Origin of the sequence: Rhizobium etli 8C-3 (assembly GCF_001908375.1) — a bacterium.
Lineage (GTDB): Bacteria > Pseudomonadota > Alphaproteobacteria > Rhizobiales > Rhizobiaceae > Rhizobium > Rhizobium etli_B.
In genome coordinates this window covers 415,248-438,379 of the sequence record NZ_CP017243.1, presented here as the reverse complement: position 1 = coordinate 438,379, position 23,132 = coordinate 415,248, and the positions used below count along the sequence as shown (strand labels likewise).

The 23,132-nt window shown below is 55.9% G+C and carries 17 protein-coding genes and 3 pseudogenes; 6 read left to right on the top strand and 14 right to left on the bottom strand.

Going from position 1 to position 23,132, the window contains the following annotated elements:
- The 3 genes from repC to repA form a co-directional block, all read right to left on the bottom strand.
- Complete coding sequence (repC, locus tag AM571_RS24795) at positions 1 to 1,209, bottom strand: plasmid replication protein RepC (protein ID WP_004672730.1); 1,209 nt, start codon at positions 1,207 to 1,209, stop codon at positions 1 to 3.
- 155 nt (positions 1,210 to 1,364) lie between these two features.
- Positions 1,365 to 2,390, bottom strand: a complete 1,026-nt coding sequence (gene repB / locus AM571_RS24790; protein WP_004672729.1) for a plasmid partitioning protein RepB — start codon at positions 2,388 to 2,390, stop codon at positions 1,365 to 1,367.
- Positions 2,387 to 3,601: a plasmid partitioning protein RepA gene (repA, locus tag AM571_RS24785; RefSeq protein ID WP_004672726.1), complete on the bottom strand. Its 1,215-nt coding sequence runs from the start codon at positions 3,599 to 3,601 to the stop codon at positions 2,387 to 2,389. The genes repB and repA overlap by 4 nt, the downstream gene beginning before the upstream one ends.
- 434 nt (positions 3,602 to 4,035) lie before the next feature.
- Here repA and AM571_RS35910 point away from each other — a divergent pair.
- Positions 4,036 to 4,659 (top strand): annotated as a pseudogene (locus AM571_RS35910) (acyl-homoserine-lactone synthase).
- 354 nt (positions 4,660 to 5,013) lie between these two features.
- Positions 5,014 to 6,105 carry a medium chain dehydrogenase/reductase family protein gene (locus tag AM571_RS38065; protein ID WP_312863367.1) on the top strand — a complete coding sequence of 364 codons (1,092 nt, stop codon included), beginning with the start codon at positions 5,014 to 5,016 and terminating at the stop codon, positions 6,103 to 6,105.
- Positions 6,106 to 6,111: 6 nt separating this feature from the next.
- Here AM571_RS38065 and prs read toward each other — a convergent pair whose 3' ends face one another.
- The 7 genes from prs to AM571_RS24735 all read right to left on the bottom strand — a co-directional run bounded on the left by prs (position 6,112) and on the right by AM571_RS24735 (position 11,704).
- Positions 6,112 to 7,053 (bottom strand): ribose-phosphate diphosphokinase, encoded by a 942-nt coding sequence (gene prs, locus AM571_RS24765; RefSeq protein WP_011053499.1) that lies wholly within the window; start codon positions 7,051 to 7,053, stop codon positions 6,112 to 6,114.
- Positions 7,054 to 7,055: 2 nt separating this feature from the next.
- Positions 7,056 to 8,171, bottom strand: coding sequence for a nucleotidyltransferase family protein (locus tag AM571_RS24760; protein WP_004672715.1), 1,116 nt, complete (start codon positions 8,169 to 8,171; stop codon positions 7,056 to 7,058).
- 26 nt (positions 8,172 to 8,197) lie between these two features.
- Entirely contained in the window at positions 8,198 to 8,527 is a 330-nt protein-coding gene (locus tag AM571_RS24755; RefSeq protein WP_004672714.1) for a hypothetical protein, read from the bottom strand.
- Positions 8,528 to 8,532: 5 nt separating this feature from the next.
- Entirely contained in the window at positions 8,533 to 9,027 is a 495-nt protein-coding gene (locus AM571_RS24750; RefSeq protein ID WP_004672713.1) for a hypothetical protein, read from the bottom strand.
- 80 nt (positions 9,028 to 9,107) lie between these two features.
- The gene (locus tag AM571_RS24745; protein ID WP_004672712.1) at positions 9,108 to 10,376 is read right to left on the bottom strand and encodes a radical SAM/SPASM domain-containing protein; all 1,269 of its coding nucleotides are present in this window, start codon (positions 10,374 to 10,376) and stop codon (positions 9,108 to 9,110) included.
- 31 nt (positions 10,377 to 10,407) lie between these two features.
- Entirely contained in the window at positions 10,408 to 10,962 is a 555-nt protein-coding gene (locus tag AM571_RS24740) for an adenine phosphoribosyltransferase (RefSeq protein WP_004672710.1), read from the bottom strand.
- Positions 10,963 to 11,248: 286 nt separating this feature from the next.
- On the bottom strand, positions 11,249 to 11,704 hold the full coding sequence (locus tag AM571_RS24735) for a phasin (protein ID WP_018247122.1): 456 nt from the start codon (positions 11,702 to 11,704) through the stop codon (positions 11,249 to 11,251).
- Positions 11,705 to 12,604: 900 nt separating this feature from the next.
- Here AM571_RS24735 and AM571_RS24730 point away from each other — a divergent pair.
- The 3 genes from AM571_RS24730 to AM571_RS24710 all read left to right on the top strand — a co-directional run bounded on the left by AM571_RS24730 (position 12,605) and on the right by AM571_RS24710 (position 17,528).
- The gene (locus tag AM571_RS24730) at positions 12,605 to 13,378 is read left to right on the top strand and encodes an aquaporin (protein WP_004677031.1); all 774 of its coding nucleotides are present in this window, start codon (positions 12,605 to 12,607) and stop codon (positions 13,376 to 13,378) included.
- An 873-nt stretch (positions 13,379 to 14,251) separates the two neighbouring features.
- On the top strand, positions 14,252 to 15,364 hold the full coding sequence (gene nolL, locus AM571_RS24725; RefSeq protein ID WP_312038663.1) for a nodulation factor fucose acetyltransferase NolL: 1,113 nt from the start codon (positions 14,252 to 14,254) through the stop codon (positions 15,362 to 15,364).
- A gap of 1,678 nt (positions 15,365 to 17,042) precedes the next feature.
- A complete protein-coding gene (locus AM571_RS24710; protein ID WP_004677039.1) occupies positions 17,043 to 17,528 on the top strand; it encodes a NifX-associated nitrogen fixation protein in 486 nt (161 codons plus the stop codon).
- Between the two features lie 365 nt (positions 17,529 to 17,893).
- On the opposite strand, the pseudogene AM571_RS24705 reads toward AM571_RS24710, so the two are convergent.
- The 4 genes and pseudogenes from AM571_RS24705 to AM571_RS38060 all read right to left on the bottom strand — a co-directional run.
- A pseudogene (locus tag AM571_RS24705) lies at positions 17,894 to 18,376 on the bottom strand (IS3-like element ISRel21 family transposase); the annotation flags it as partial.
- Positions 18,377 to 18,484: 108 nt separating this feature from the next.
- Positions 18,485 to 20,632 carry a peptidase domain-containing ABC transporter gene (locus AM571_RS24700; protein ID WP_004676279.1) on the bottom strand — a complete coding sequence of 716 codons (2,148 nt, stop codon included), beginning with the start codon at positions 20,630 to 20,632 and terminating at the stop codon, positions 18,485 to 18,487.
- A gap of 27 nt (positions 20,633 to 20,659) precedes the next feature.
- Complete coding sequence (locus tag AM571_RS24695; RefSeq protein WP_008533948.1) at positions 20,660 to 21,745, bottom strand: HlyD family secretion protein; 1,086 nt, start codon at positions 21,743 to 21,745, stop codon at positions 20,660 to 20,662.
- A 114-nt stretch (positions 21,746 to 21,859) separates the two neighbouring features.
- Positions 21,860 to 21,985 carry a hypothetical protein gene (locus AM571_RS38060; RefSeq protein ID WP_004676277.1) on the bottom strand — a complete coding sequence of 42 codons (126 nt, stop codon included), beginning with the start codon at positions 21,983 to 21,985 and terminating at the stop codon, positions 21,860 to 21,862.
- A 728-nt stretch (positions 21,986 to 22,713) separates the two neighbouring features.
- Between AM571_RS38060 and AM571_RS38505 the strand changes: the two are divergent.
- Positions 22,714 to 23,075: pseudogene (locus AM571_RS38505) on the top strand (Tn3 family transposase); the annotation flags it as partial.
- Between the last annotated feature and the right edge of the window lie 57 nt (positions 23,076 to 23,132).

Genomic DNA, 23,132 nt, shown 5'->3' with positions numbered 1-23,132 from the left:
TTACCCAGCCCTCAAACCGCCTTGCCCGTTGGCCTTCAACAACGCCATTATCATCGGGCCAAGCGAGAATTCACCGCGCTCACTTCGGCGCGTTAGATCCCGCAGATAGCCTCCAGGAGAGTTGATGAAGTTAGCCCTTTCCAGGATGCACGCAATTGCCACCGCAGCATTCTCCGGTCCTAGCGCCTCGCAGGCATCCTGGTAGGCGGAAGGGCTTACCCCCAGCATAGATCGAACCACCACAGCGGCAGACATCAGATCTCGCCAGCTCCCCACGCCGCGCGGTGCATAGTCGCTGATCATCGGGCACGCCTTGAGCACCAATCCCAAGGGGAACGCCCTTTGCGATTCATTCTTCGGCTGATGGCTCAAGCTCGCCTTTGCCCCCAGCTCCTTTTCGGAGCGTGGTTCAGATTCATTTACGGATTCGGGTTTTGAATTCTGTATGTGCTGCTCGATATGAGCAGCATTGGTGCTAATTTTTTCAGCATTCTCGAGGTTTTCCAAACGATTAAGCACTTCCTCACGGAGCATCTCCATTTCATTGAGAACGCTAGTGACCCCTTCAAGGGTCGGAACGCGCGGAATTCTGCTCGCGAGCGCAATGTAGATGTCCTCGGTCGTCTTCCAATCGCCGTCGGCGCCCTCGACCATTGCAGCAGTAATAAGTTTGCGAACATCCCGCCGGCAAATTGTAAGGCTCTCTTTGGCTTTCCTGAGCGAGGCTCTCTCGGCCGCCACTCTTTGCGCCAACATCGCCAACTCTTCCGATCGCGCCAGGAGGGGCGACAGGTCGAAGCCAAAAGCATTCTCGATCTGGCCATCGTCGCCCTTGCGGGCGAAGCGCTTGCCATTGGCGCTATCCTTACGGGCGATCAACCCCGACTCCACCAGAATGGCAATATGCCGCCGCAACGTTGCGCCCGCCATTGCATGCGCCCGAAGCGCCAGTTGGGCATTCGAGGGGAAGACAATCAATTGTGCATCCTGACGCAACTCATTGTCAGGATAAAAACTCAAAAGTGCGTCAAGAACAGCCAGACTGTTCGACTGGATCTTGAGCAGTTCCATCGCGGCGGAAGCGTCTCTCAACACTTTCCACTTATCGGCAGCTTTTCCATGCTTGATTTCCATTGCCGCCTGGCGCCGCACGAGCGCAAGCGTCATTGGCCGCCGCCCGAACGGCGTCGCTACATTCCCCGACTGCATTGTCTCTCACCTTTCAGCAGGCAAAGGAAATTCGCTCACCAAAACGGCGCCAAAGACTCTTGACGAGGATTCGAGGAAATGCGATTCTGTTCTTGCTACAGAGACAGAAGGGCTTCCACGACGGCGACGTTGAGGGAGCTCTTTTCTTTTGCGGGTTACACTCCCTGTTTCCGTTGATGCTTTGCGCGATGCTCCTGGTAAAGCGCCGGCAAATGCTCGAGTACGAAAGCCGCGAAATCCGGCGTGGCTTTCCTGTCAATGGTAATTTCTAGCTTGCTCTTGCTCTGCGTGACCTGCGCAAGCCTGTCGCCATCGGGGGTCGACAGGACGTCTGGCAACCCGCGCGCAGTCCGACGCGGTTTCAGATGGTCGATCACTGCCTTGAACCGTTCCGACGACGGCAGCGCCTGCACCTCCTCCGAGGCAGCATATTTCGCAGCGCCTGCCGGAGGCGATGCTTTCTCAACCAGCTCTGCCAATTGCTGCCAACTTGGGCGTCCAACGCCTGGAGCGGCGCCGATGGCATCGATCAATTCAGAGGGGAGGGCGTCAACAAGCAGGAGCATCTTCGACAAGTTGCTTTTATCGATTGACATAGCCGCGATGACGATTTCTCGTGGAAACTGCTTGTTTAGCTTGTGTGCGAAACGTGCCTTTTCGATGAAGGTGAGGTCTTCGCGCTCATTGTTTTCCTGACCCTGTGCGACAACCAACTGCTCGTCCGTCAAGTCTCGAACAACCGCCTTGACCGGCAGTCCTAGCTCCGAAACGGCGCGCAGCCGGCGATGTCCAAAGGCAACTTGGTAGTGCGCGGGTTTAACGGGATGAGGTCTCACAAGGATTGGGACCTGCTGTCCTTGCTCGCGGATGGATGCAAGAAGTCCTTCGATATCACCTTGCATGCGATCCTGAACGAAGGACGGCTCGATTGACGACGCGTTCAGTTCAACCACGGCCTGACCTTCGGCGAGACGCCGCTCGATCTCCTCGGCACGACCAAGACGATCATTTTGCTCGCGCAACGCGTTACCGATGTTTGCAGTCAGCTTCGTCGCTGGATCTCGTTCTTTTCTGGTCACGCCGAGAAGCGGCATGGAGCGAGTCTTTGCCGCTCTGTGTTCAGCAGCTGATGAGCTGTCGGGCGCGTCCGTGGTGACGTCAAGGAGGTGCTTCCGACTCATGTGGTTCTACCCCATGCTTTTTTGATTAGAGTTTCGATCTCGTCGTTGACGGCGTTCATCGCCTCTAAGGCCCGATCATAGGTCGAGCGCGTGAACTGTCCGCGCTCAACCTCAAAGAGGGTTTGATTCGTCAGGCCAGCGTCCGAAACGGCGGTCGTCTTGAGCATCGGAAAATTGAGGACATTTTCGCCAAAGATCGAACGCAGATAGCCCACCATCTGGTTCTGCGGGCCATCGCTCGGTTCAAAACGAGTGACGAGGTAGCGCATCCAATTGAACTTGAACTGGGCGCCTGCGTTCTCGATTTCCCGAAGGAGATTCGAGGTCATCGCCAGAAACTGGTTCATCGACATTACATCCAACATCTGGGGATGGACGGTGACGAGGATCGAGGTTGCGGCGGTCAGAGCTGAAAGCGTGAGATAGCCAAGTTGGGGAGGGCAATCGATAACGACGACATCGTAGTTGTCCGCGATGTCTTCGATGACCTGACTGATCCGACCGTAAAAAAGCGTGTCACCTTCCTTCCGGTTCATAAGCGCGCGCGGGGTATCGTGCTCAAACTCCATCAGTTCAAGATTGCCAGGAATTAGATGAAGATCCGGGATGTACGTTCCTCGGACAACCTGCTCGATTGGGACCTGCTCGTCATCATACCGGATGGCGCCATAGAGTGTTTCGTTCGGACCAACGTCAGTTTCTGGCTGACTGCCGAAGAGTGCGGAAAGGCTTGCTTGGGGATCAAGATCAATCGCGAGAACCCGGTAGCCACGCATTGCCAGGTACTGTGCCAGATGCGCGGCTGTCGTCGTCTTGCCCGAGCCGCCTTTGAAATTCATCACCGAGACGACTTGAAGCTGCTCCCCCGTGCGACGATGGGGCAGGTAGCGCCGGTTCCCGCGGCCAATCAGGTCCAGGTGCTTACGGATTGAATGAATATCTTCGATCGTGAACGTGCGTCGACCGCCAGGGCTCATACTAACGTGCAGTTCAGGCATTTCCGAAGCAGTTTGTCTAAGATAAGACTCACCGATGCCAAGCAATTTTGAGGCTTCTGACGGTGCAAAGGATCGAATGCCCTTTTCGGACGTCGGCGGGAAGACCTTGAGATGATGTGCTTGAAGTTGGCTGGAGAGAGCGTCAGCATGACGCTCCATCAATGCGGTCAACCCTTCGACGACCGGCGCTGGTTTTGCTGCGGTTTTCGCCATCTCAAAATCCATTTCCTGCAAGTGGCGGAACTTTTCGCGAAACCGCTAAAGTTCCGCCACTAGCTATTAGAGCCGATTCTGCATTTTGAGCAAGGGGTTTTAGGTTAACGAAAGGCTAACGTGGATAAACCCGGAACGTAGAGTAAATGGATTTTTCCGTTTATATCCTGCAGCTTAGCAAGACCGCGGTACCGATTGGTCATGGTGTGTTTTATTGTGAATCCTACAAATGTGCCCCGGCGATTTAGACGAAAAGCAGAAGACCTCGGCAAAGTCGGTGATCCCCTTGCCGCGACTCACTCGCACAAAACCGTAAGCATTCGACAACGGACGCCCGATTCCAATTCGTGCAGAGTTCCCGGCGCCTAACGGCGGCGGAGAAATTCATGCAGGTATTCGCGATCTCGACACCAAAAATTTACTACGAAGCGTAGCTGCTTCAGGACGATCATAGGCTACGTGCGAGGATCTTTTCCACTCGCACTTGGGATGTAGAAGTAGTCGACGAGTGCGAGGCAGATGGGGTTGACGCTCTCGCCCCGACTGCCATCCTGGATGTCACCGCGGCTGGACCACTTGCAGGATGTGCACGCGATTTGTCTGCGATGGGACCGACCATGCTGGTAGACGTATTTCCGTCTCTGCTCCCGAAGGGTCGCCTGAACGCCAATCCCCTGATGGTCTAGAGTTCTCGCTTTTGCGTCGACACCTCGAAGAGTGGAGGGGAGGGGAGGGGAGATGGTTCCGTTCACGAGGCAACGCTGACCTTGTTCGCCGGCATCGTAGAATGGTGCCTGGGAGGTGGTCTCAGCGAAGTCGTTGCGGTAACGGATATCAGGTTCGAGCGAACTCTTGCTAGCGTCGAATGGCCTCTCCCGCGCTTGGGGCAGCCAGAGAAGATCGTTGCCACCACCGCCATCGCAGGCACGCGTCCAGCAAACGCTGAGACCTTTCTGATGTTGCGGCCGCCCAACTACCGATCTAGTTGCCGTCATCCTTCTCGGTGCGACTCGGATTGTTGGTCTGTTCGGTTCGAACCGGTGCGCCACGAAGGATGAAGCTTTGGACGATGTGGCGATAGGCTCTTAGGAGGGTTCGCGCGGGCAGATGAGGGAAGGCGACATGGCATCTTCGCAGAGATGAGGATGGCATCGAAGAACGGGCTGGTAAACCGCGGCTCGTGTTTGAGGCTGGTGGCATTGACGCGGCCCAAGCGCTCCACTCTACCTTCAATAGTTTCGTCGCTCCTTGCGCAAGGGAACACTTCTGCCGCTTGAAACGTCCTTTGCCGTTTGCGCCGACGATATCTCCGAGAAGCTTGTCAAGACCCAGGACATAAGCAAGCCCGCCAGCAAGGCACGTGATTTCATCAGCTTTCTGACTGCCGCCTGTGGTTGTTGGCTAGATTCTGGATGCAAGTAAGTGTACATATTAGGATAGTCGGTGTGTCGGGGAGCGAGAGGTCTCGTATGGAGGTTCGTGGACTCGTAATTACTTGCCCCCGCAAGGTTGAAGAATGGACATTGTCGGTTCCACTCGCCGTATCGTCCGAAGTCGGTGTGCGGATAGAGTTGTGTGGACTCTGCACACCGGAGCAACGCGTTTATCGGGGCGCCAAGCCGACTTACCCCTATTGGGGCGGGCACGAGTTGTCAGGCACGATCGTGTCTCTGCCGGACGATGTACCGGATGGCCTGCGCGTAGGAGACCGCGTTGCGGTGCTTTTAATGCGCAGATGCGGCCAATGTCGTGCCTGCCGCCTCGGACTGGACAACCACTGTGCATATTTAAATCCTAAAGCGAGAGGAGGGGTGCCGCAGGGGCCGGGGGGATTGGCCAATTTTGTGGGCGTACCCGCCTATCAGGTTTTTTCCGTACCTTCCTTTTTGGCTCCCGAGCGTGCCGCGTTAGTTGAACCTGTCGCCTGCGTGGCACGCGGCATAAATAGGGCGCGTGCAAAGGCTGGAGACACTGTGGCCGTCATCGGCGGAGGCACGATGGGCCTTCTCCATTCGATACTTCTGACAACCAAAGGATGCGACGTTTACCTTTTCGATGACGACGTGGCAACGCATGGGCCTGTGATGTCGACCGGCGCCCATGCAACGGGGTCAGTTCATTCTCTGTCTGATCCGAAACTCGTCGAGAAATTAACGGATGGCTGGGGCTTCGACTGCATCTTTTGCACGCGCTTCGGTGTCAGAGGCATTCAGGGGGCCATAGCTGCGGCGTCACGCGGTGCCAGGATTGTACTCTACCAATCGATTCCGACGTCCGATTTGTTATCGGTAGGCCCTAACTTTCTGCATTACCGGGAAATTGAACTGATCGGCACCATAGCCCAAAGCGCGGACGACGTGAGAAATGCCATCCGAACCATCGTTGAACACGCCGCACGCTTCGACGTGCTGCAGGTCAATCTTTGGCCCTCGTCAAACGCCCAAGAGGCATTCGAGCAGGCGCTCGATCCACGTGTTAATCGCGTGATGCTAGATTTCAGGTAATGCTTCTCAGCGTGCCTGCAGCGCGCCTGCAATTTCGTTGCCGATCGAGACTACTTCGACACTGTCGGGGAAATTGTCGGTACGTCCGACGCTGTCGGTCACAACGATGCGGTCGATCTGAGACCGTCCCCAGTTTTCGTTCAGCGACGGCGTGAATATGGCATGGGCTGCGGCAAGGGTTATCTTGCGAGCGCCTGCCGCTTTGAGATGTGCGGCGGCTGAAAAAGCCGTCTGACCACTGTTGATTTCGTCGTCAATCAGGATGATCGTCCGGCCAGCAACGTCCCCCAGAATCTCGACGCTCTCCCGAAAGTCATCATCGTCTCTGCGGTGCTTGCGCATGACAGCGAATGGGCAGCCGAGCAGGGCCGCCAAGTGCTCAGCTCGCTTCGCTCCGCCGAAATCCGGTGAAACGACCATGTCGCCATCGACGGCCGCAGAACCGAGATGGCGAACTAGGGCGGGAGCGAACTGAAGATTGACGACAGGACAGGCAAATGCGGCGCACAGCTGAGGAACATGGAGTTCGAAAGTTATCAGCCGATCTATACCGAGAGTTTCGATAATCCCCGCAAGGATTCGCACCGGTACAGGTCCGCCGTCGAAGGCAGGGCGATCCGAACGCGAATATGGGAGGTAGGGAAGAACAGCGGTAATCGTGCGGGGACCCCGCGCCCGCACGGCACCAAGCGCTAGGAACAACTCGAAAAGACGATCATGAACGCTGTCAGGAAATGTTTGCACGACCACCACATTTCCGCCAAGCCCGCCGTCGCGCGGAGTGACAGCCATCTGGCCATTGCTGAACACCTGCGTGTTTAGGATCGTTATTCCTGACCGCGTGAGGGCCCGATGGACTGTTGACGCAAACTTTGCAGAGGTTTCGGTTGCTGCGATACGAAGGTCGTTCGCCGCAGGATCTGTACGATATGGTGACTCGGGCGCCATATTTACGCCAGCTCAAGATCGTTAACAGTGGGAATAGACAGCAGTTTGGGCAACACGTCGCCCCAATCATGTTGAAGTGGTACCTCGGTTTGATCAGGTCGAATGAGCTCTAGGAACTCGGACGGTATGTCTATCCCACAGATGCGCTTCATCTGCGTCAGGACGAAATATAACGCCGGCCTCATCTCGTATTTGTAACCTATCGCAGCGACCTCCGCCCAGCTAATATTCGCCATTTCTTTGTGTAGAACCGCATGAAGATCGCCGAACATCAATAGTCGAAGCGAATTATAAAGGAAGGCCTCGTGATAAAGCCTGGCCGAAAGGAACCAGACGGCGCCAGTCGCGGATTGGACCTGCAATATGCGGCCTAGACCGTTTGCAAGACGCACGCCTGACCATATGTCTTCGACATCGATGCCGACGGAGAGATTTACATGCATATCAATGAAGATGGGCATGTGCAGCTTCTTCGCGGAATCGATGTATCCCTTTACGTGGCGGTAGCGCAGCTGGCGTGGCACCGCGGGACCAGGGAACGGAGATTCAACGGATTCTATCCTTACAAACACCGGCAAGGAATAACTTTCGCGGAAGGTTTCGTCATCGAGTTCCTTTCGTTCCGGATGCCAGTTGCCATTTGAAGGGTCGAAAATACCGTGCCGGTAGCCGAGATCGAACATGAGCCGCTGCACGCGCTGCGCGTCAGCGGGCTTGACCATGATGTCGAGATCGGTCATCGGCCGTAGGAGTGGATCGGGATAGTGGAGAAGCGCGAGATCTGGTCCCTTCACCAGGAACCAGGCGATGCCGGCCCGATCCAGCGCATCCATGATTTCTGGCAGATTGCGAAATTCGAGTGCGGACCTGACCTTTGACATGACAGTCCAGCACTGAACGTAATGCGCCGCCTCAGTAGGCAATAGTGTCAACAAATCGAGGCGGCGCAAGTGATTCTCAAGCAGCGGCACCGTCCGATTATGCTCGGCGCGCCATACCACATAGGGCCAGTTGACAGGCTCCTTGCAGAGACGGACCAAACGCTCTTCATCCTCGGGTCGTAGGTAGGCCCGGCAGGTGATCAGCAAAATAGAGTCTTCTGGTGACAACCGAAGCATCGCGGAGACTCCTGCGGCTGCGTGATTTATTTCGAACTTTCCGGGCTGCCGAATTCGGCTAGTGTCTGCCTCAGGTCGGCGAACTGTTGTTCGAAGGAAGCGAAACTCTGGTCGACGTTTTGTCCAAGCAACTGTTCAAGGCTGAGCGTTTCTTCAGCGCGTTCCTCTTGTCCAGACATAAGCTTGTAAACCGAACTTACCGGCAGCAATCGCGACAAGAGTTCACCACCGCGGCCCGTCTGGGCGCTGTCCCGAATTTGCCGGATGCAACTTTCGGCAAGCAATCCGTCAATCACGATTACCAGCTTGCCATCCTCTTCGTCAACGGCGTAGCCAAACAGTCGGGAACTAGCCATTGCCGCTACCTCTGAACCTTCTTGAGGTCTTCCACTTCACTGCGTATCTGCAGCAATTGTGCCTGAGCCGAGAGAAGTTTGGCGAATGCGGCGGTAACCGCCTTTGCCGATTGTGTGTCGGAACCAGTCATCCTAACCGGTCCTCGCCCAATGCGGCGTCCTACAAGACCTGAATCGGCGGCGCGCGGCCAATTGGCTTTGCCAAATTTCTTCGAGGCGGTTATATCAACGTAGTAGTCTTGTAGTTCGCCGTTAGCAGCGAGTGAGCCGGATTTCGACCGTTGCGATCTGCGTGACACCTTTAGCGATTGCTCTAATTTTACAAGGCCAGCCGTCAATTGCTGAGCTTGGTCATCCAAACCCGCCTGCAGCCGGGCGAGTCCTTCCGCGAGACGAGAAATCACCTGGGCTTGCTGGGCGGCTGCTTTGTTGCCGGATCGTATCGCGTTGTTCGCAAGTGTGTGCGCCACACCCGCCGCACCTCGGAAAGCTCTGCTCATCCTCAATCCTCCACGTTATTTTTGTTGACCTGGTTAAATTACGTCGTCGACACAGCAATTATTACGTCGCGCCTCCTGCGTTAGTGAGTGTGTTGCGCAGCAGCCGCGATTTCCTCCGAGAAGTTATAGACAGGAGCTTCGGCGGCGGGCCGACGCTCTTTCGCTATAACTCCGCGGCGGTAGGTGGAATCTTTCGTCGGGTCCACCAGGGCGTACTCCGGAAAACCTCCGTTATTGTAAAGTTCCTGGCACAGCGGATAGGGCGCGTCCTTTTCACCATAGTGCGACCAGCTACTCATCTTGCAGACGCCGCGACAGACTGGATAAAACACGCAGTTGCCGCAGACGCCCTTAACCTCGCCACTCACCACCTCGCGTAGCTCATGGAAGAACGGGCTGTTGCGCCAGATTTCCATCAAGGGCATTTCGAAGGCATTGCCGGCGATCATTTCCGGATCATCGTAGGAGGCACTGCACATCGAAACTTGTCCGTTCGACAGTATGCCCAGTACGTTGTCGCCCCAACCGCAAGTATGCACGCCGTTCAGATACTTGAGAGGCATCAGAGCCGGCGGCAGAGTCATGTATGCAGCGCCACTCTCAAAATGGGGAGATTTCAAAAGATCGCCTATCAGTAGCTTGCATTCCTCCAAGCTTATCGCATTGTCCTCATGGCTGCGCGCGTTGCCCATCGGATGTATGTTGAGCAGCGTCCGATGCTTCTTGATGCCCCAGCCGAGCACCAAATCTATAATCGAAATCACCTTGTCATAGTTGTTGCGATAGGCAGTCGTCGTTACCACCGTAGAGATGTCAGTTTTTCCAAGCCGCTGCAGGACAATCGCAGTCTTGGCGAACGCACCCGATTTTGCTCTGAAAGCGTCGTGCGCCTCTGGGTCGAAATGGTCGAGGCTGATGAAGACCGTCAAATTGGGGAGCCTACTTAGCTGCTCGATCGTGAACTCGTCAAAGAGGGTTCCATTCGTCTCGAAAACCAGCTCCTTCAGCCCACAGGATGCGAGATATTCCATGACTGCCATGAATTCCTTGTGAACCATCGGTTCACCCCCGGAAACCTTAACCTTGCGCAGCCCATTGGGTAGTGCTTGCTCGATCAGTCCTTGGATCGCCTCCAGGTTGAAATCAATGCCCTTGGCCTTGGGCCCGACGCCTGCGATATAACAGTGGTGGCATCCCAAATTGCACTTGCGGGTTAGAAACAGATAGATCGTTTTAATTTCGTTTTCCGAGACGACTCGTTTCGAAAGTTCACTTGTGACGAGGGCCTGTAGCGTCTGACTGGCTACATGCACGTCCTGCGGTGTCGAAAGCCAATCAGGGGTATTCATGCGCTTGCCTCCTTACGTCTATGTTGCTGCGCTAGCACGTCATCGCACTGATCACTGGTGCGTCGTCCAATTGACGCCTGCCTTTCAAAACTTCGATTTCGAGTATGAATGCGTATCCGGCGATCTCTCCGCCTTGGGACTTGACAAAATTCCCAGTCGCCCGAGCAGTGCCACCCGTCGCTAGAAGGTCATCAGCAATCAGGCATCGCAGGCCGTCACCGATGAGGCCGGCAGTTACCTCCAGGGTTCCGGAGCAGTATTCACAGCTGTATTCAAATGAGAGGACGTCCCCCGGCAGTTTACCGGGTTTCCTTACCATGATGAAACCGCAACCGAGCCTATCAGCCAATGAGGCGCCCAAGATGAAACCACGCGCATCAACCGCCAAAATGGCATCGATTTCTGTTCCCGACACTTGGCTTGCGACGGTAGAAACGACTTCGCCCAATGCACCTCTACCAGCCAGCATAGGCGCTATATCCTTGAACAAGATCCCGCCTATCGGAAAGTTAGGAAATTCTCGTAATGCTTCTACACCGGATTGGTTAATCCGTGACGCCCCGCTATTTGGAACAGCTACAATCATTTTACTATCCCCCACATGTAACCATCTAAGAGCCTCGTAAGGTGCGATGGCCTCGCGCACTTTGTGGCCAGCCACCAGATGAGGCCCTGGCAAGCTTATCTGCGGCGGCCGCCGCCGCGCCTACCACGTTCCTCCGGGCCGGCACGGGTCCGCTCTCTGACCAGATCACGCCGGAATTCGCCAGCGCCGCGAACAGATGAAACATCAGTCGGCCGCATAATGTTGTCTCCTCGAAAGCGGCTCCGATCATGATTCGTCCAGCCCTGATCTTAGTGCCGAGTCAACTTTACGTCGCTTTGGGGTTCGTCAGGACCTTGTCAAAAGCATCCTTGACCGGCTTTGAGATTTCCTCCACCGCCCTGCTTGAGAGCTCCCGGACTTCCTTGGCGTGCTGCAAACTTGTCTCAACGCGCTTGCGGAAAAAGGTCGACTGCTGTTCGAGGATCTGCGACGGCGAATTCGCGCCCAGCAAAGCTTGCAAATGTGAGAAGCCGGCCTCGGCGTCGGCTTGCAGTGCAGCGATCGTCTTCCACCACAATTCGTTGCCGAATAGACTTGTCGTTTCGAGGATCGGAGGCAGCATTTTCTGTGTCGCTTCAGCGCCGGACGCAAATTTCAAAAGAGCCTCTGTCACCTGCTTGTTCCCCTTTTCAACGGATGCGCCGAACTGATCTGGCACCTTGAGCGGCGATGACCCCGGGTTTTCGATCGTTTCAAAGGATCTTTCGGAAATCTTGGTCATTGCATTTTCCTTCTCTTTGAGTTGGTTGCAAGCTGTGACATCGGGATTGACCCCTTCCGCCGGCGGACTATGCATGGCCGCTTTGGTAGAACGCGGATCCGATGACGAACGGTCAGGTGGCCTCCGTTCCGTTCGTTTCATGAACCGGCATCATGCAGACTGCTTTCTGCCGCTTGTAACCAGGGATCAGCAAACACCATGCCAACTGCTCCGACGCGCCAAGAAGATGATTTTCGTTTATCGATGGGCGGGTTGAGGGCAGGTTGATGTGTATTTGGCGGAGAGACCGGCGAACAAAACGTTCCAGTCACGACAAATCTGACAAAAGTGGCGAATGCCCGACATTTGCGAGAAATGTCGACGGTTGCGCTGGGGACAAGGGAATTCACGTGGACTTCAAATCGCGCCAAGGATCATGTGCCTGTTCGTGGCTAAGGGGCGTTACTCGACTTCTCGTGAACGTCCCTGGCGGTCTTATCAACCCTTGTCCTGGTTCCTGCTTTGCACCACCTTCCGCTTGGAGCCATGAAGAGGGTCGTTGTTTCGATAATTTGAGGATGGGCTGCTTGGCGATTTGTTCGTAGCCCAGCTCGGGTCCATACGTCTCGGTACGGTTCGCCTGCCTATCCTGTTCACGGCACTTTCGAACCTAAGACCGAACGTCATCAGAGCGATCGCTGTGATGCGCAACATATTTCATTTGGTACGACGTTTGCTGGTGATCGGTGACGCTGGTTGACCATAGGCTCTGATGCCGATCTCGTCGGACAAGGACGCAATTGAAGTCAACTACGGAGGTTTTCGGGACCTGACACGATGATTGGTTCGGTGCATGCGGAACGCTTGGCGGCACGAGGATGACACCGAAAAGTACGTGGGGTCAAATCAATGGAGTGAAAAATGAAAAAGTATGTTTGCGAATTCTTCGGGACCTTCACACTTGTCTTCCTCGGCTGCGGCACATTGCTTTATATGCGTCAAGAGGTGGGCCTGTTGGGTGTCGCTTTAGCCTTCGGGACGACCGTGGTTGCAATGGCCTACACGATTGGCCCAGTCTCGGGCGCGCATCTCAATCCGGCGGTCAGCCTGGGTTTCCTCGTGTCGCGCCGATTGAGAGTGTGGGACTTTCTCGCGTATGTCTCCGCCCAATGTGCAGGAGCTATCGCGGCGGCAGGCACGCTCTACCTTATCGCTATGAACAAGGTCGGCGGTTACGATATCACCCTAGAAGGTTTCGCCCAAACCGGCTGGGTAGTCTACGGATGGAGAGCTGCGTTCCTATTCGAGTTTATCGCCACGTTCCTGTTCGTAACTGTATTCCTCAAATGCACGGCTGGACGCGGCGCTGTTGCACGATTGGCGATTGGACTTGCCTTAGTTGCGATCCACCTTGGCGGTATCACCGTTTCGGGTTCTTCTGTGAATCCAGCACGATCGATCGGCCCAGCACTTTTCGCAGGAGGGGCGGCACTCTCTCAACTCTGGCTTTATATATGTGCGCCAATGCTCGGCGCTATTGCGGCCGGCCTTCTTCAGCTCAGGGGGATCGTCGCGTCAAGCGAGCCGCAAAGTCTGCGCCAATTTGAATCGCGCGAAATGACCAGCGACATATCCAGCCCGGTTTCATTCTTTCGCCACCGAAGGAGAGGTATCCCAAAAAGGGAAAGCCACTGATCGAGGAGGGGGTCTCGACCTTGACAGGGGAGCGCATCCCCAGACACTGGCCGTTGCATCCCGCATATCTTGACGCTTACTGCGATCTTCCTACGGATTGGGACCACGGTCGTCTCTGACGTATCGACAAACGTCGCATACGGATCGACAATGGCAGCCCAACGTCCAGCTATCATTGGCGGCGATCCAAAACGGCGGCGATCGCGGCCAAAGCCTCGTGTATCGCGATACTCACCGACCTTCCGCTCAAGGTTGTCAAGGGTCCGCGATACTCATCCATACCGCAGATGCGTGTCATTAGGAGCATGAATTTTACAATGGTGAGGCTGCCATATAGGACACGTTGGGCGGCGGATCTAATGGAGCAAATCTCCAGCGTCTGGGGGGTTGCGCTGGGGTGCCGATCCACACCCAAGCGCCGGTAGGTGATAGACGATACCCACAGCGGCTAGGAGCCATTGAATCGGCAATATGTTCTTTTGATACGGTGTCGCGCAAGTTTGGCATGGAGAATCATATGCAATCGCAACAATAGCCGAGTGCAGAGTCAAGCAGCGCTACTTGCATACGCGCAAATGTCCGTTAGAAGATTTCGACGACGTGGCAGCCCAAGCAGTTGCGCGGCAGCGAGTTTAGGCGGGGCGTACGTTGCGGCGAAAAACAGCCAATGGACACGCCGAAAACGGCTACTGGGCCTAAGTCGCCACGGTCGCCCTGTGAACTTGGAACCCAGGCAAATTGTATGACCGTTGGCCGTCGTTCAGCATGCCGAAGTCGGAGCGCTGATCGGAAGCTGGATTAGCCTGCATGATGAACGAGAGGTTGGAAAATGCCGCTTTCAAAGGCTCCCGTAGGCATCGTGAGATGTTGAGAATGCGAGCAAGAATTGTAGGTGGAAAGACAGTGCCTGAGGCGCCAGAGGCCGACGATCGCGATCTAGCTTTAGACTTCGCCAAAGGAATACTCATTGTCTTGGTGATTTTCGGTCACCTGATACAATATATCTTTTACGAGGGTGATGGCTTCTGGGATTCGGCATGCTTCAAATCGATCTACATGTTTCACATGCCTCTCTTTATGGCGATAAGCGGATATCTCTCTAGATCAGGGCTACTAGGCAAATCGTTCAGGCAAGCCATCGCTGATCGCGCGCTGCAGCTCCTGGTGCCGACGCTGTTCTGGTGCACCCTTTTGGAGGCAGTCAAATTGCTCATGTTTCCCCGGCCGCCGGACGCACCTGGCAACCTGTTGCAATTCATGCACGATTTCGTCGGCACATACTGGTTCATCTGGGCTGCGTTTGCTTCTTTTCTTTTGGTCAAACTTATTTCGATCTTCAACTCCGGGTCGGCACGCTCTTTGCTTGTCTCATCCATACTGGTCGCAGTTGCCCCCGTGACGTTTTCTATATTCCCTCTCATAAAGTACACCTATCCCTTTTTCTGCATGGGATTTTCATTTGCGCAGTCGAGAGATTGGTGGACGAGCATAATGCGGTATCATAAGCCACTCCTGATGATGTCCGCCTCTATCGCGGCTAGCTTGTGCTTCATGGCGTGGCGCGAGGACACCTATGTCTACAACAATCTCGCCTTAATCCAGGATCTGCAGTCGGCAAAAGATATCCTTCTGATGTTTTTTGGCTCGACAGTGGCCTCTGCAGTGATGATCGAGATTCTGCTTCAATCCTGGAAAATTGGACGCTCGAACCGGGTGGTTCGCTTTATCGCCGTGGAAGTGGGGCAGAGCACGCTCGTGTTGTACCTGGTGCAGGCTACGGTATTCCGTCTCATGGATTTGATACAATACGGAGAACAATGGGCTCCCACAATGAGGTCTGGCGCGGCGGGAATTCTCGGGACGATGATCATTGCCGTAGCACTAGCAGTTCGCTGGAGCGTGCGCGACATTCCCTATCTGTCCCAGCTCATGCTTGGAACGCCACCCCGCCTCGTTCGTTTGCCGAGCAATCCTGCGAATAACTAGCGGTGTTCAATTCTCAACCTAAACTTCGTCAGCAAGCAAGCATGCCAAGGCACGCGTTAAGGGGCCCATTTTTAAAGGATCCTTTTGCACGAAGATCGGCTGAGGTCCGACTGATGTGCCAATCACGTATCGAGAATCCGCAAACCCCTCGCGCCCAATGCTCCGCGACGACGCGGGCGCTTGACCCCCAGGGTATCGACTCCACCCTCTTTGAGGTTGCCAAAGATTCGGTTTGCTTCGCACTTGTTTGGGGTCCGCTTGCCGCCAGGTCCCGTTGTCCCTGCTAAAATCGCGAGCGTTCGCTAAGGTACCAGAAACGCTTTTCCGGCCTGTGCTAAGCAATGACCGGAAACAGCGAGTATCGCCTCAGCGGTCACACCGAGGCAGCACTGCTCCATGACGGCCGCTGCCACAGTCATCCTCTTGCCGGCGCCGACGGTACCGGCCAGCTAGGTCGTGCCGGCAGCATGATCCCCCGGGTGCCGTGTTCTGGTGCGGATAGAGAGTGAACGCGGCCGACGCACGCCGGCAACTTAAGATACACGCCGCCGAGGCGCCCAGGGGCTGGTTGTTGAAACGGTCCTAAAACCTTGCGGCCGGTCGATCCGGTGGGCATCGGACCAGGACCCGGCCCTGAAGGGCCATCTGATCTTCGTGAGCTTCCCCTTTGCCGGCTACGTCTAACAGCCGTTCACTGTGGAAATTCAGAGCGTTGTTGAGCTGTCGCCGGCGTCGCGGGGGCCTATGCCGCTTTCCATTTGCCCGCGGCATTCCCCCAAATGACGGCGCTAACTGTCGAGGAAGGGAGCTCCAGCCAGTGATGCATGCGGGTCTCGGAGTCCATCACTGGGAGGCGCTGTGATCGCCAAGCAAAGAAGATCGACCGGCTGCACCTCGGCAAGCGGCCGGACATTGCGCCCAATCCGCGAATTGAGAGCGGAGCGGCTTCGGCGGGTGTCATTTGTTGCTGACGTGGCCGGAGAATAGGCTTCCGCCGCTGCACCGGGATGCCATTTCTTCGATCCCCACCGCGTCTTGTCCGGTTCACGACAACGTTGTCCTCGATCAATTCTTCATGGGCTAGCTAAGAAGCTGGAAACAATACAGATGCCGTGTTCCGAACCTCAGCGGAGGAGACTGGCATGAGTCTTGAACTCCCAGAACTACGCGGCGGGCAATCGCCTGGTGGAACGTGTGGCGTCCGGTCGAAGTCGATTTGAACCTTGAAGGGAAAATACATGGCAGGTCTGCATCAGTTCGCACGGAAAAGGGGGGATCGGCAAGTACACGGCCTCTCAAGATACTCTCACTGTCCTTGTCGACCTCGAAAAGCTGATTCCACCCCCCGCCTGATCCTCAATTCGAAAGCCCGAGACACGGTTTTACACCTGGCGGCGAATAGGTTGGTTGAGGGTGGAGTTCGCGGCGAAACCTACCGCCACTGGACTATCGCGACGGGAATCTCGCTTGTGAAGCGCTTTTCGTCAAGCCCGCCAGCGTTGCCCGCCGCTTGCCGTTGTTGTTGCGGCCGCCCCGTTTCGAGGGGCCATGTCATTCGTCCGGGCCAAGTTGCGTCGCCACAGGTCCCATCTGCCGCACCATTTTAAGGGATGGTGTTACCGGAAGCGGGTGTGGCCCTTAGTCAAACCGCATCCAACACTCAGGAGGATTTTAACTGATGTCAAACGTCACCCCTGTCCCCAACAATGCTCGATTAGATGAGAAAGATGCTCTCGCCACGCCTTTCATTAAGTGCCTCTTGCGTCTGATGCGTGCTCAAGACACCTTTGAATTGTGGCAAGAGAAATCGGACACCGATTTGCTCTGTGATTTCATCGTGACGAGGCAGCAGCGTAGGGCGATTCCTCTCATCGGGGGACCTGACCTAGAGGTGCAGTGGCGGCTTGAGATCTTCTATGCCGCCGTAGCACTTGCTATAGAGGAGCAGTCCGGACTGATGGCGTCACCGGTGTTGACTGTGAACCATGAGGGATTCGGTCGGATATTACTCACGGCGGGGCGGCTCGTAGTACTCTCGAAGACGCTCCGCGACGTACATCGATTTGGCTTCGACAACCTCCAAAAGCTCGCCGAGGCGGGAACTGGCCTGGTCGATAATGGCTTAACAACAATTAAGACCTATTCAGATGTAGCGCGCGTTTAAGTGCGGTTGAAACGGCTCATATAGGGCGGAATTCTTCGCTAATCTGCCCAGCAATCAAGCAATCCGGGGGTGTGCCCTAGCGTTCTTGGCGCGGGGGGGGGCGACATGGAGGAACCTGCATGACAGTGCGTTCACTACTCACTACGGCTCCTCTTTGGCTCCGGCGTATCTCACAAGCACTGATCAAGCGACGTGTATTGGCTGCGCCCCTTGTTTTCTGGTCTGCCAGTGTTCGGCAGGAAGGTAGGTGGTTGGCCTTCAAATGACCTGCCACTGAATTTTCATCCGGCGGCGATTAGAGCCTCGGCGGTCTTGAACCGCTCCCAAACGTTGGACCACCGGATGCTAGAGTTTTCCGGCTTCATTCAGGGAGGCGGGCTGGTTGCGCCTCCCGAATTCACCAACGAGATCGGCACCTTGTTGCCGATCGCACCATGAGGTCTTTCCTCATTGTAGTATCTACGCCAATCCTCCATCTTTTCGCGGGCATCCGCAAGGGTCAGGAACCAATGCTGGTTCAGGCATTCTGCACGGAAGCGGCCATTGAACGCTTCGATGAAAGCATTATCAGTCGGCTTGCCGGGGCGTGAGAAGTCCAACGTCACACCCTTGGAATAGGCCCGCAGGTCCAAGTCGCGCGACACGAACTCGGTCCCTTGGTCGACACGGATCGTTTTCGGATAGCCGGCTTTTTGGCACACCCGTTCAAGGGTTTGCACAACGTCTTCGCCTCTATAGCTATGACGTGGATCAAGCACCGGCACGTAGCGCGAGAAGGTGTCGACCACCGTCAGCACGCGCAGTTTCTTACCCGTTGCGAGTTGGTCGTGAACGAAGTCCATCGCCCACGTTCCGATCACCGCCGCTTCAAGTTCACAGCCGACAATGTTGCCATGCTGCTTAACCGTGACGTTCACAACCGTTTTCAATCCTCGAGCCGACAGGGCCTACACGGATCACGACCTTGGCGCCCGCCATAATCGAGCGTAAGGGCCATCAGTTCTCACTAGGTCAGCGTGCTTTCCCTCCTCAATGACCCGCCCCTTGTCCAGGACCACAATATTGTCCGCCCCACGAACGGTGCTCAACCGATGAGTGATGACTATGATGGTCTTCCCAGCGCGAGACAGATCCTCAACAACCCGCAGCACAAATTCTTCGGCTGCCGAGTCCAGAGAGGAGGTCGCTTCGTCAAGGATTAGAACGTCGGGATCCCGGTACAGGGCCCGAGCCAATGCGAGGCGCTGCTTCTCACCTCCGGAGAGGCGAACCCCGTTCTCGCCCAGATGGGCCTGGAACCGCCCGGGCCAGCGCTCGATGCACTCCCGCAGTCCTATTCGATCACAGATGCGTACGATCTTATCGAACTCCGGTTCGAACTCGCCCAGGGCGATGTTCTCGATCACGGAACCGGAGAAGACGTCTATCGATTGCGGTACTGCAGCCATGACCTTGTGCAGTGATGCGCTCGAGAAATCCTGGAGGGCATATTGGCCGATCCGAATGCATCCATCCTCAAGCTGGTAGACATTCTGCAGCAGAGCCGCAAGGGTGCTTTTGCCCGAGCCGCTCTCACCCACGACGGCCGTCAACTCTCCTTGGCGAAAGGAGACGCTTAGATCGCTGAAAACCTCCGCCTGCGCGCCATAGCGGAATGTGACGTTCTCCAGGCGAATATCTCCGAGATCGGTCTTCGTAGCATCGATGCCGCTGCTGCTTGCCGACTCCAGTTCAAAGATCTCGAAAAGTCTATCCGCCGCGATAAACGCGTCTTGAACGATCCGGTTGGTCTGGATCAGGCGGGCGACCGGCCGGGTGATATAGCCAAGCAACGTATAGCAGGACAGCAATTCGCCGGGCGTGACGGCCTGTTCGAGCGCAAGCGTGGTTCCAAACCACATCAGCACGATGGTGAACAGGACCGACAGCAACGTCGAGGCGTTGTCGCCGCAGATTGAGATCAGCCCGGAGCTGTAGACGGAATGCAGCATCTTTACGAAGCGGGTCTCCATTTTGAAGTTTGCGAAGCTCTCGACGCCGGAAGTCTTAATGGTGGAGACAGCTCCGAGTGATTCTACCAGTTGCGCCTCGAGTTTGGCGTCATTTTCCATGATGACTCGTTGGAGATTTCGATTCATCCGATTGATGGCCCAATATACCAGGATGTACATTGGAATGGCGAGCGCCACGATCAAAGCAATATTCCAGGAATAGATGAACATCATTCCGAACGAGAACAGTATCATTAAAATGTCAACAAACATGTTTATCGAAACGTCGTTCAGGAAGCTCCTGATTTTCACAGCGTCGTTCATGCGCGACACGATTTCTCCCATGCGCATGCTATCGAAGAACTTCTGGGGCAGGGCCAGGATGTGATTGTAATAGCCGAGGATCAAGCATACGTCGATCTTCTGCCCCGTCTGCAGGACGAGTCGGCCTCTTAGGAGGTTGATCAGGATCTGTATCGCTAGGATCAGCAGCATTGCGATGCTCATCAAGTTGAGCAGGTTGCGGTTTCCCGCTGGGATCACGTGATCAACGATCTTCTGAACGTAGATCGCCGTCGAGAGACTGAGGACGGTCGTCACAAGAGCGCCGACGAGAGCCTGCGCCATCACCGTGCGGTGTGGCGCGAGTAGGCGGGCGAATCGGGCGAGGGGCGACGTGGTCTCGTCTCGACGATTGAATGTGTCTGCCGGAACCAGCAAAACCAGAACGCCGGTCCATTGCTCCATGAATTCCTGATGCGGCACTTTGCAGATTTCGCCCAAGGCCGGGTCCATGACGATGACCCACTTGGCGTCGATCGCATGGACCACTACGAAATGGTGCAGGTCCTCCTTGACGACGTGCGCGATAGCGGGCTTGGGGATCTTGTACAGGCTGTCGAAGCCACCTTTGACGCCTTTCGCGATGAAGCCCAGCTTCTGCGCCGCTTCCGTGAGCCCCAGCACACTCGTACCGGAGCGGTCGGTCGACGCATACTGGCGGATGCGCGCCAATGGCAACTTGTAGCCATAGAAGGCTGCGACAGATGCGAGGCTGGCGGCGCCGCAATCCGTGATGTCACGCTGTTTGAACTTAATGGCCTTACTCGACATGGAGGCTCGCTGGCTGTTGGGACAATATTAGCGCCCCGCCAGCATCGGGTTGAGCCAATCGTCTGCCTCGTCGTAGAGCAGTTGCAGGAGAGTGCGATTGGCCAACAGAAAGCGAGCCCGCACGGTCATGCCTTTCTTCAGGTGGCCGATGGCCCCGCTTTTCAGCGCGAGTTCGCTGCGAGAGAGCGCGCACTGGACCTTGAAGACCGGGTTCCCGTCATGCAGAGTGAAGTCCTGCGCCACCTCGACCACCCTTGCTTTGATGACACCCCATTGGTTGTAGTTAAAGGCATCCACTTGGAGCCGCACCGGCTGACCAGGCTGCACAAAGCCAATGTCGTTGGGGGAGACGTAGATTTCCGCCACCAGATCGTCGTTCGGCGAGATCCAACCAACGGTTTGCCCGCTCTGCACGTAGCTTCCGTGCGCGAGGCCGGAGAACTGCTCGAGAGCACCCGATACTGGGGCGCGGATGCGGTGCAGGTCCCGTTCGTGCTCGAGCTGATGCAAGGTGGCCGTGAGTTCCTTTAAGCGCAGGTTAGCATCAAGGAGCTTCTGGTTCCAATCAGCGGTTTTGCGTCGCACGAGGATCTCGCCTTGGACCTCGATATTTTGGAGAGCGAAAGCCTTCTCGTCAACGGTCTTCGCCGGCGCCGCAGCAGCCGAGACAAGTCGCTTTGCGCGGTCGAGTTCCGCCGCGGCGTTACTGCGCGCATTTTGGTTCTCGCGCAGCAAGTTGAGAAAATGCACCCTTTCAGCCGTCGCGGATTCGGTTTGGAGGGGGGGCGAGACGCTGAGCCTTGCGCCGGAAGAAATCAGCGTTTGGAAGTCATGGGCAAGATCGCTCTTGGCATGAATGTCGGCTAAAACCCCGCTGAGCTTTTCCTCGATTACATGATCGTCAAAGGCGATTATTTCCTTCCCCTTAGCAACGACATCGTTCTCAAAGGCAAGGACACGGGAGATGCGTCCGGAGACGGGCGCTATCAGGGGCGTCTTCTCCACGATCGGGCGAATAGTACCGACACTCTGCATGGAGACCGGTATGGTAACGAGTGGCAGTGAGCCAAATGCCGCGGCGACGAAGAGCAAGATCGCCCTATAAATGCTCAAGGATCGTCCTGATCGTCGCGCCAGTATGCTTTCTGCGGTGCAGCTGGCCGTTTCAGCAGAAAGGGGAACTGCTAGTCTGTAGTCACTAGGAGCCATCGAGAGCCAGCTCGCTTATCAACCAAACAAGTGTCCGTAACGTCGCAAAAACAAGTAAACCCAAAAATACCAACCTCCGGAGGTTTCAGCTGCTTCTTGAGGGGTTAATTCGGTTACACGATAGGCTGCCATGTTGTTCATCATTGGTGTCTCCGTTCAGAGCTGGATTGAGAAGATGCCAAGGCCCCCGTTGGGAGCTCCTAGCGGCGCGCAACAAAAAGGTTCAAGATTCGTGCCAATGCAGAAGGAGCGAAAAGCATCAGAAAACTGTTCTGTATGTTATTCAATGGCTGCCCTAGAGCGCCGAGACGTGCCAAACCGCACATCACGCTGTCGCAAGCACGACAAACCGAGTAGGGTTCTGAATGAACGTCCTGAACAGGATCGACAGCTCCAAAGTTCGGTGGCGACGGTACAGTTGAGACTCGGCGCTCAGTAAGCGCGCCCCCATCCGCGTAGCCCCCATCGAGTTTGCCGTCGATTTTTGTTGCTGCTGATTCACTCTGAAACCTGGTGAATTGTTAGTGGCCCTCCGCACGATAGTGGGCGCGGATGCGCCGCTTGGTGCCGCGGGCCTTGTCCCTATTGGCAGATGCTATGGCCGGATGTGTCAAGTAAAAGATCCACCGGATGCGAAAAGAAACACGAGACCTATTGGACAATGCTTGGGCGGGTCCCGACGCTATGGCGATCTCAGACCTGCACTTGTTCCGGCCCAGGCTGTGGCCGACAGCGATCGTCTCGCGGGGCCGTTGCGACAGGAGGATAGCTGGCAAATCTCAAGCTCACCTCGACATCCGGTTACGCGAGCTTGGCCGCGCCAGCTCGGGCTGTTACGATTCCGGGCGGCTCGATTGCGAAGGCGACGTCCAGACGTGGATGCTGCGACTGGCTTCTGCGAAGCATTCAGTCATCTGCGTACAGGAGCGCCCTGCGATGAACGTCATCCTCGCAGAAGAGACTAGCTTTGGCCTGCGCATGATGGCCGATGCCACAGACACCCACACCTTGTGGGTGTTAATCCGTGTTCGACAGTGGCATGTCGAGAGCGAAGCCTACGACCGGGCGCTAGCCAGGGTGGTCGAGGCGCAGGCGGGGTTACCGATCCATGGGCACTCCGGCTTCGAGCGACGGCCTATTATTTGCCGCCACAGCGCAAGGCGACGCCCTGGTAAACGTGAAATACGGCAGGATGCTAGGCCTTCAGGCCTACAGCCAGGTCTCGGATCGATACGGGTCGATCCGTCTGTCGTCCTCGTCGATCAGACGCTTGAGCCATTCCAGCGCCGCG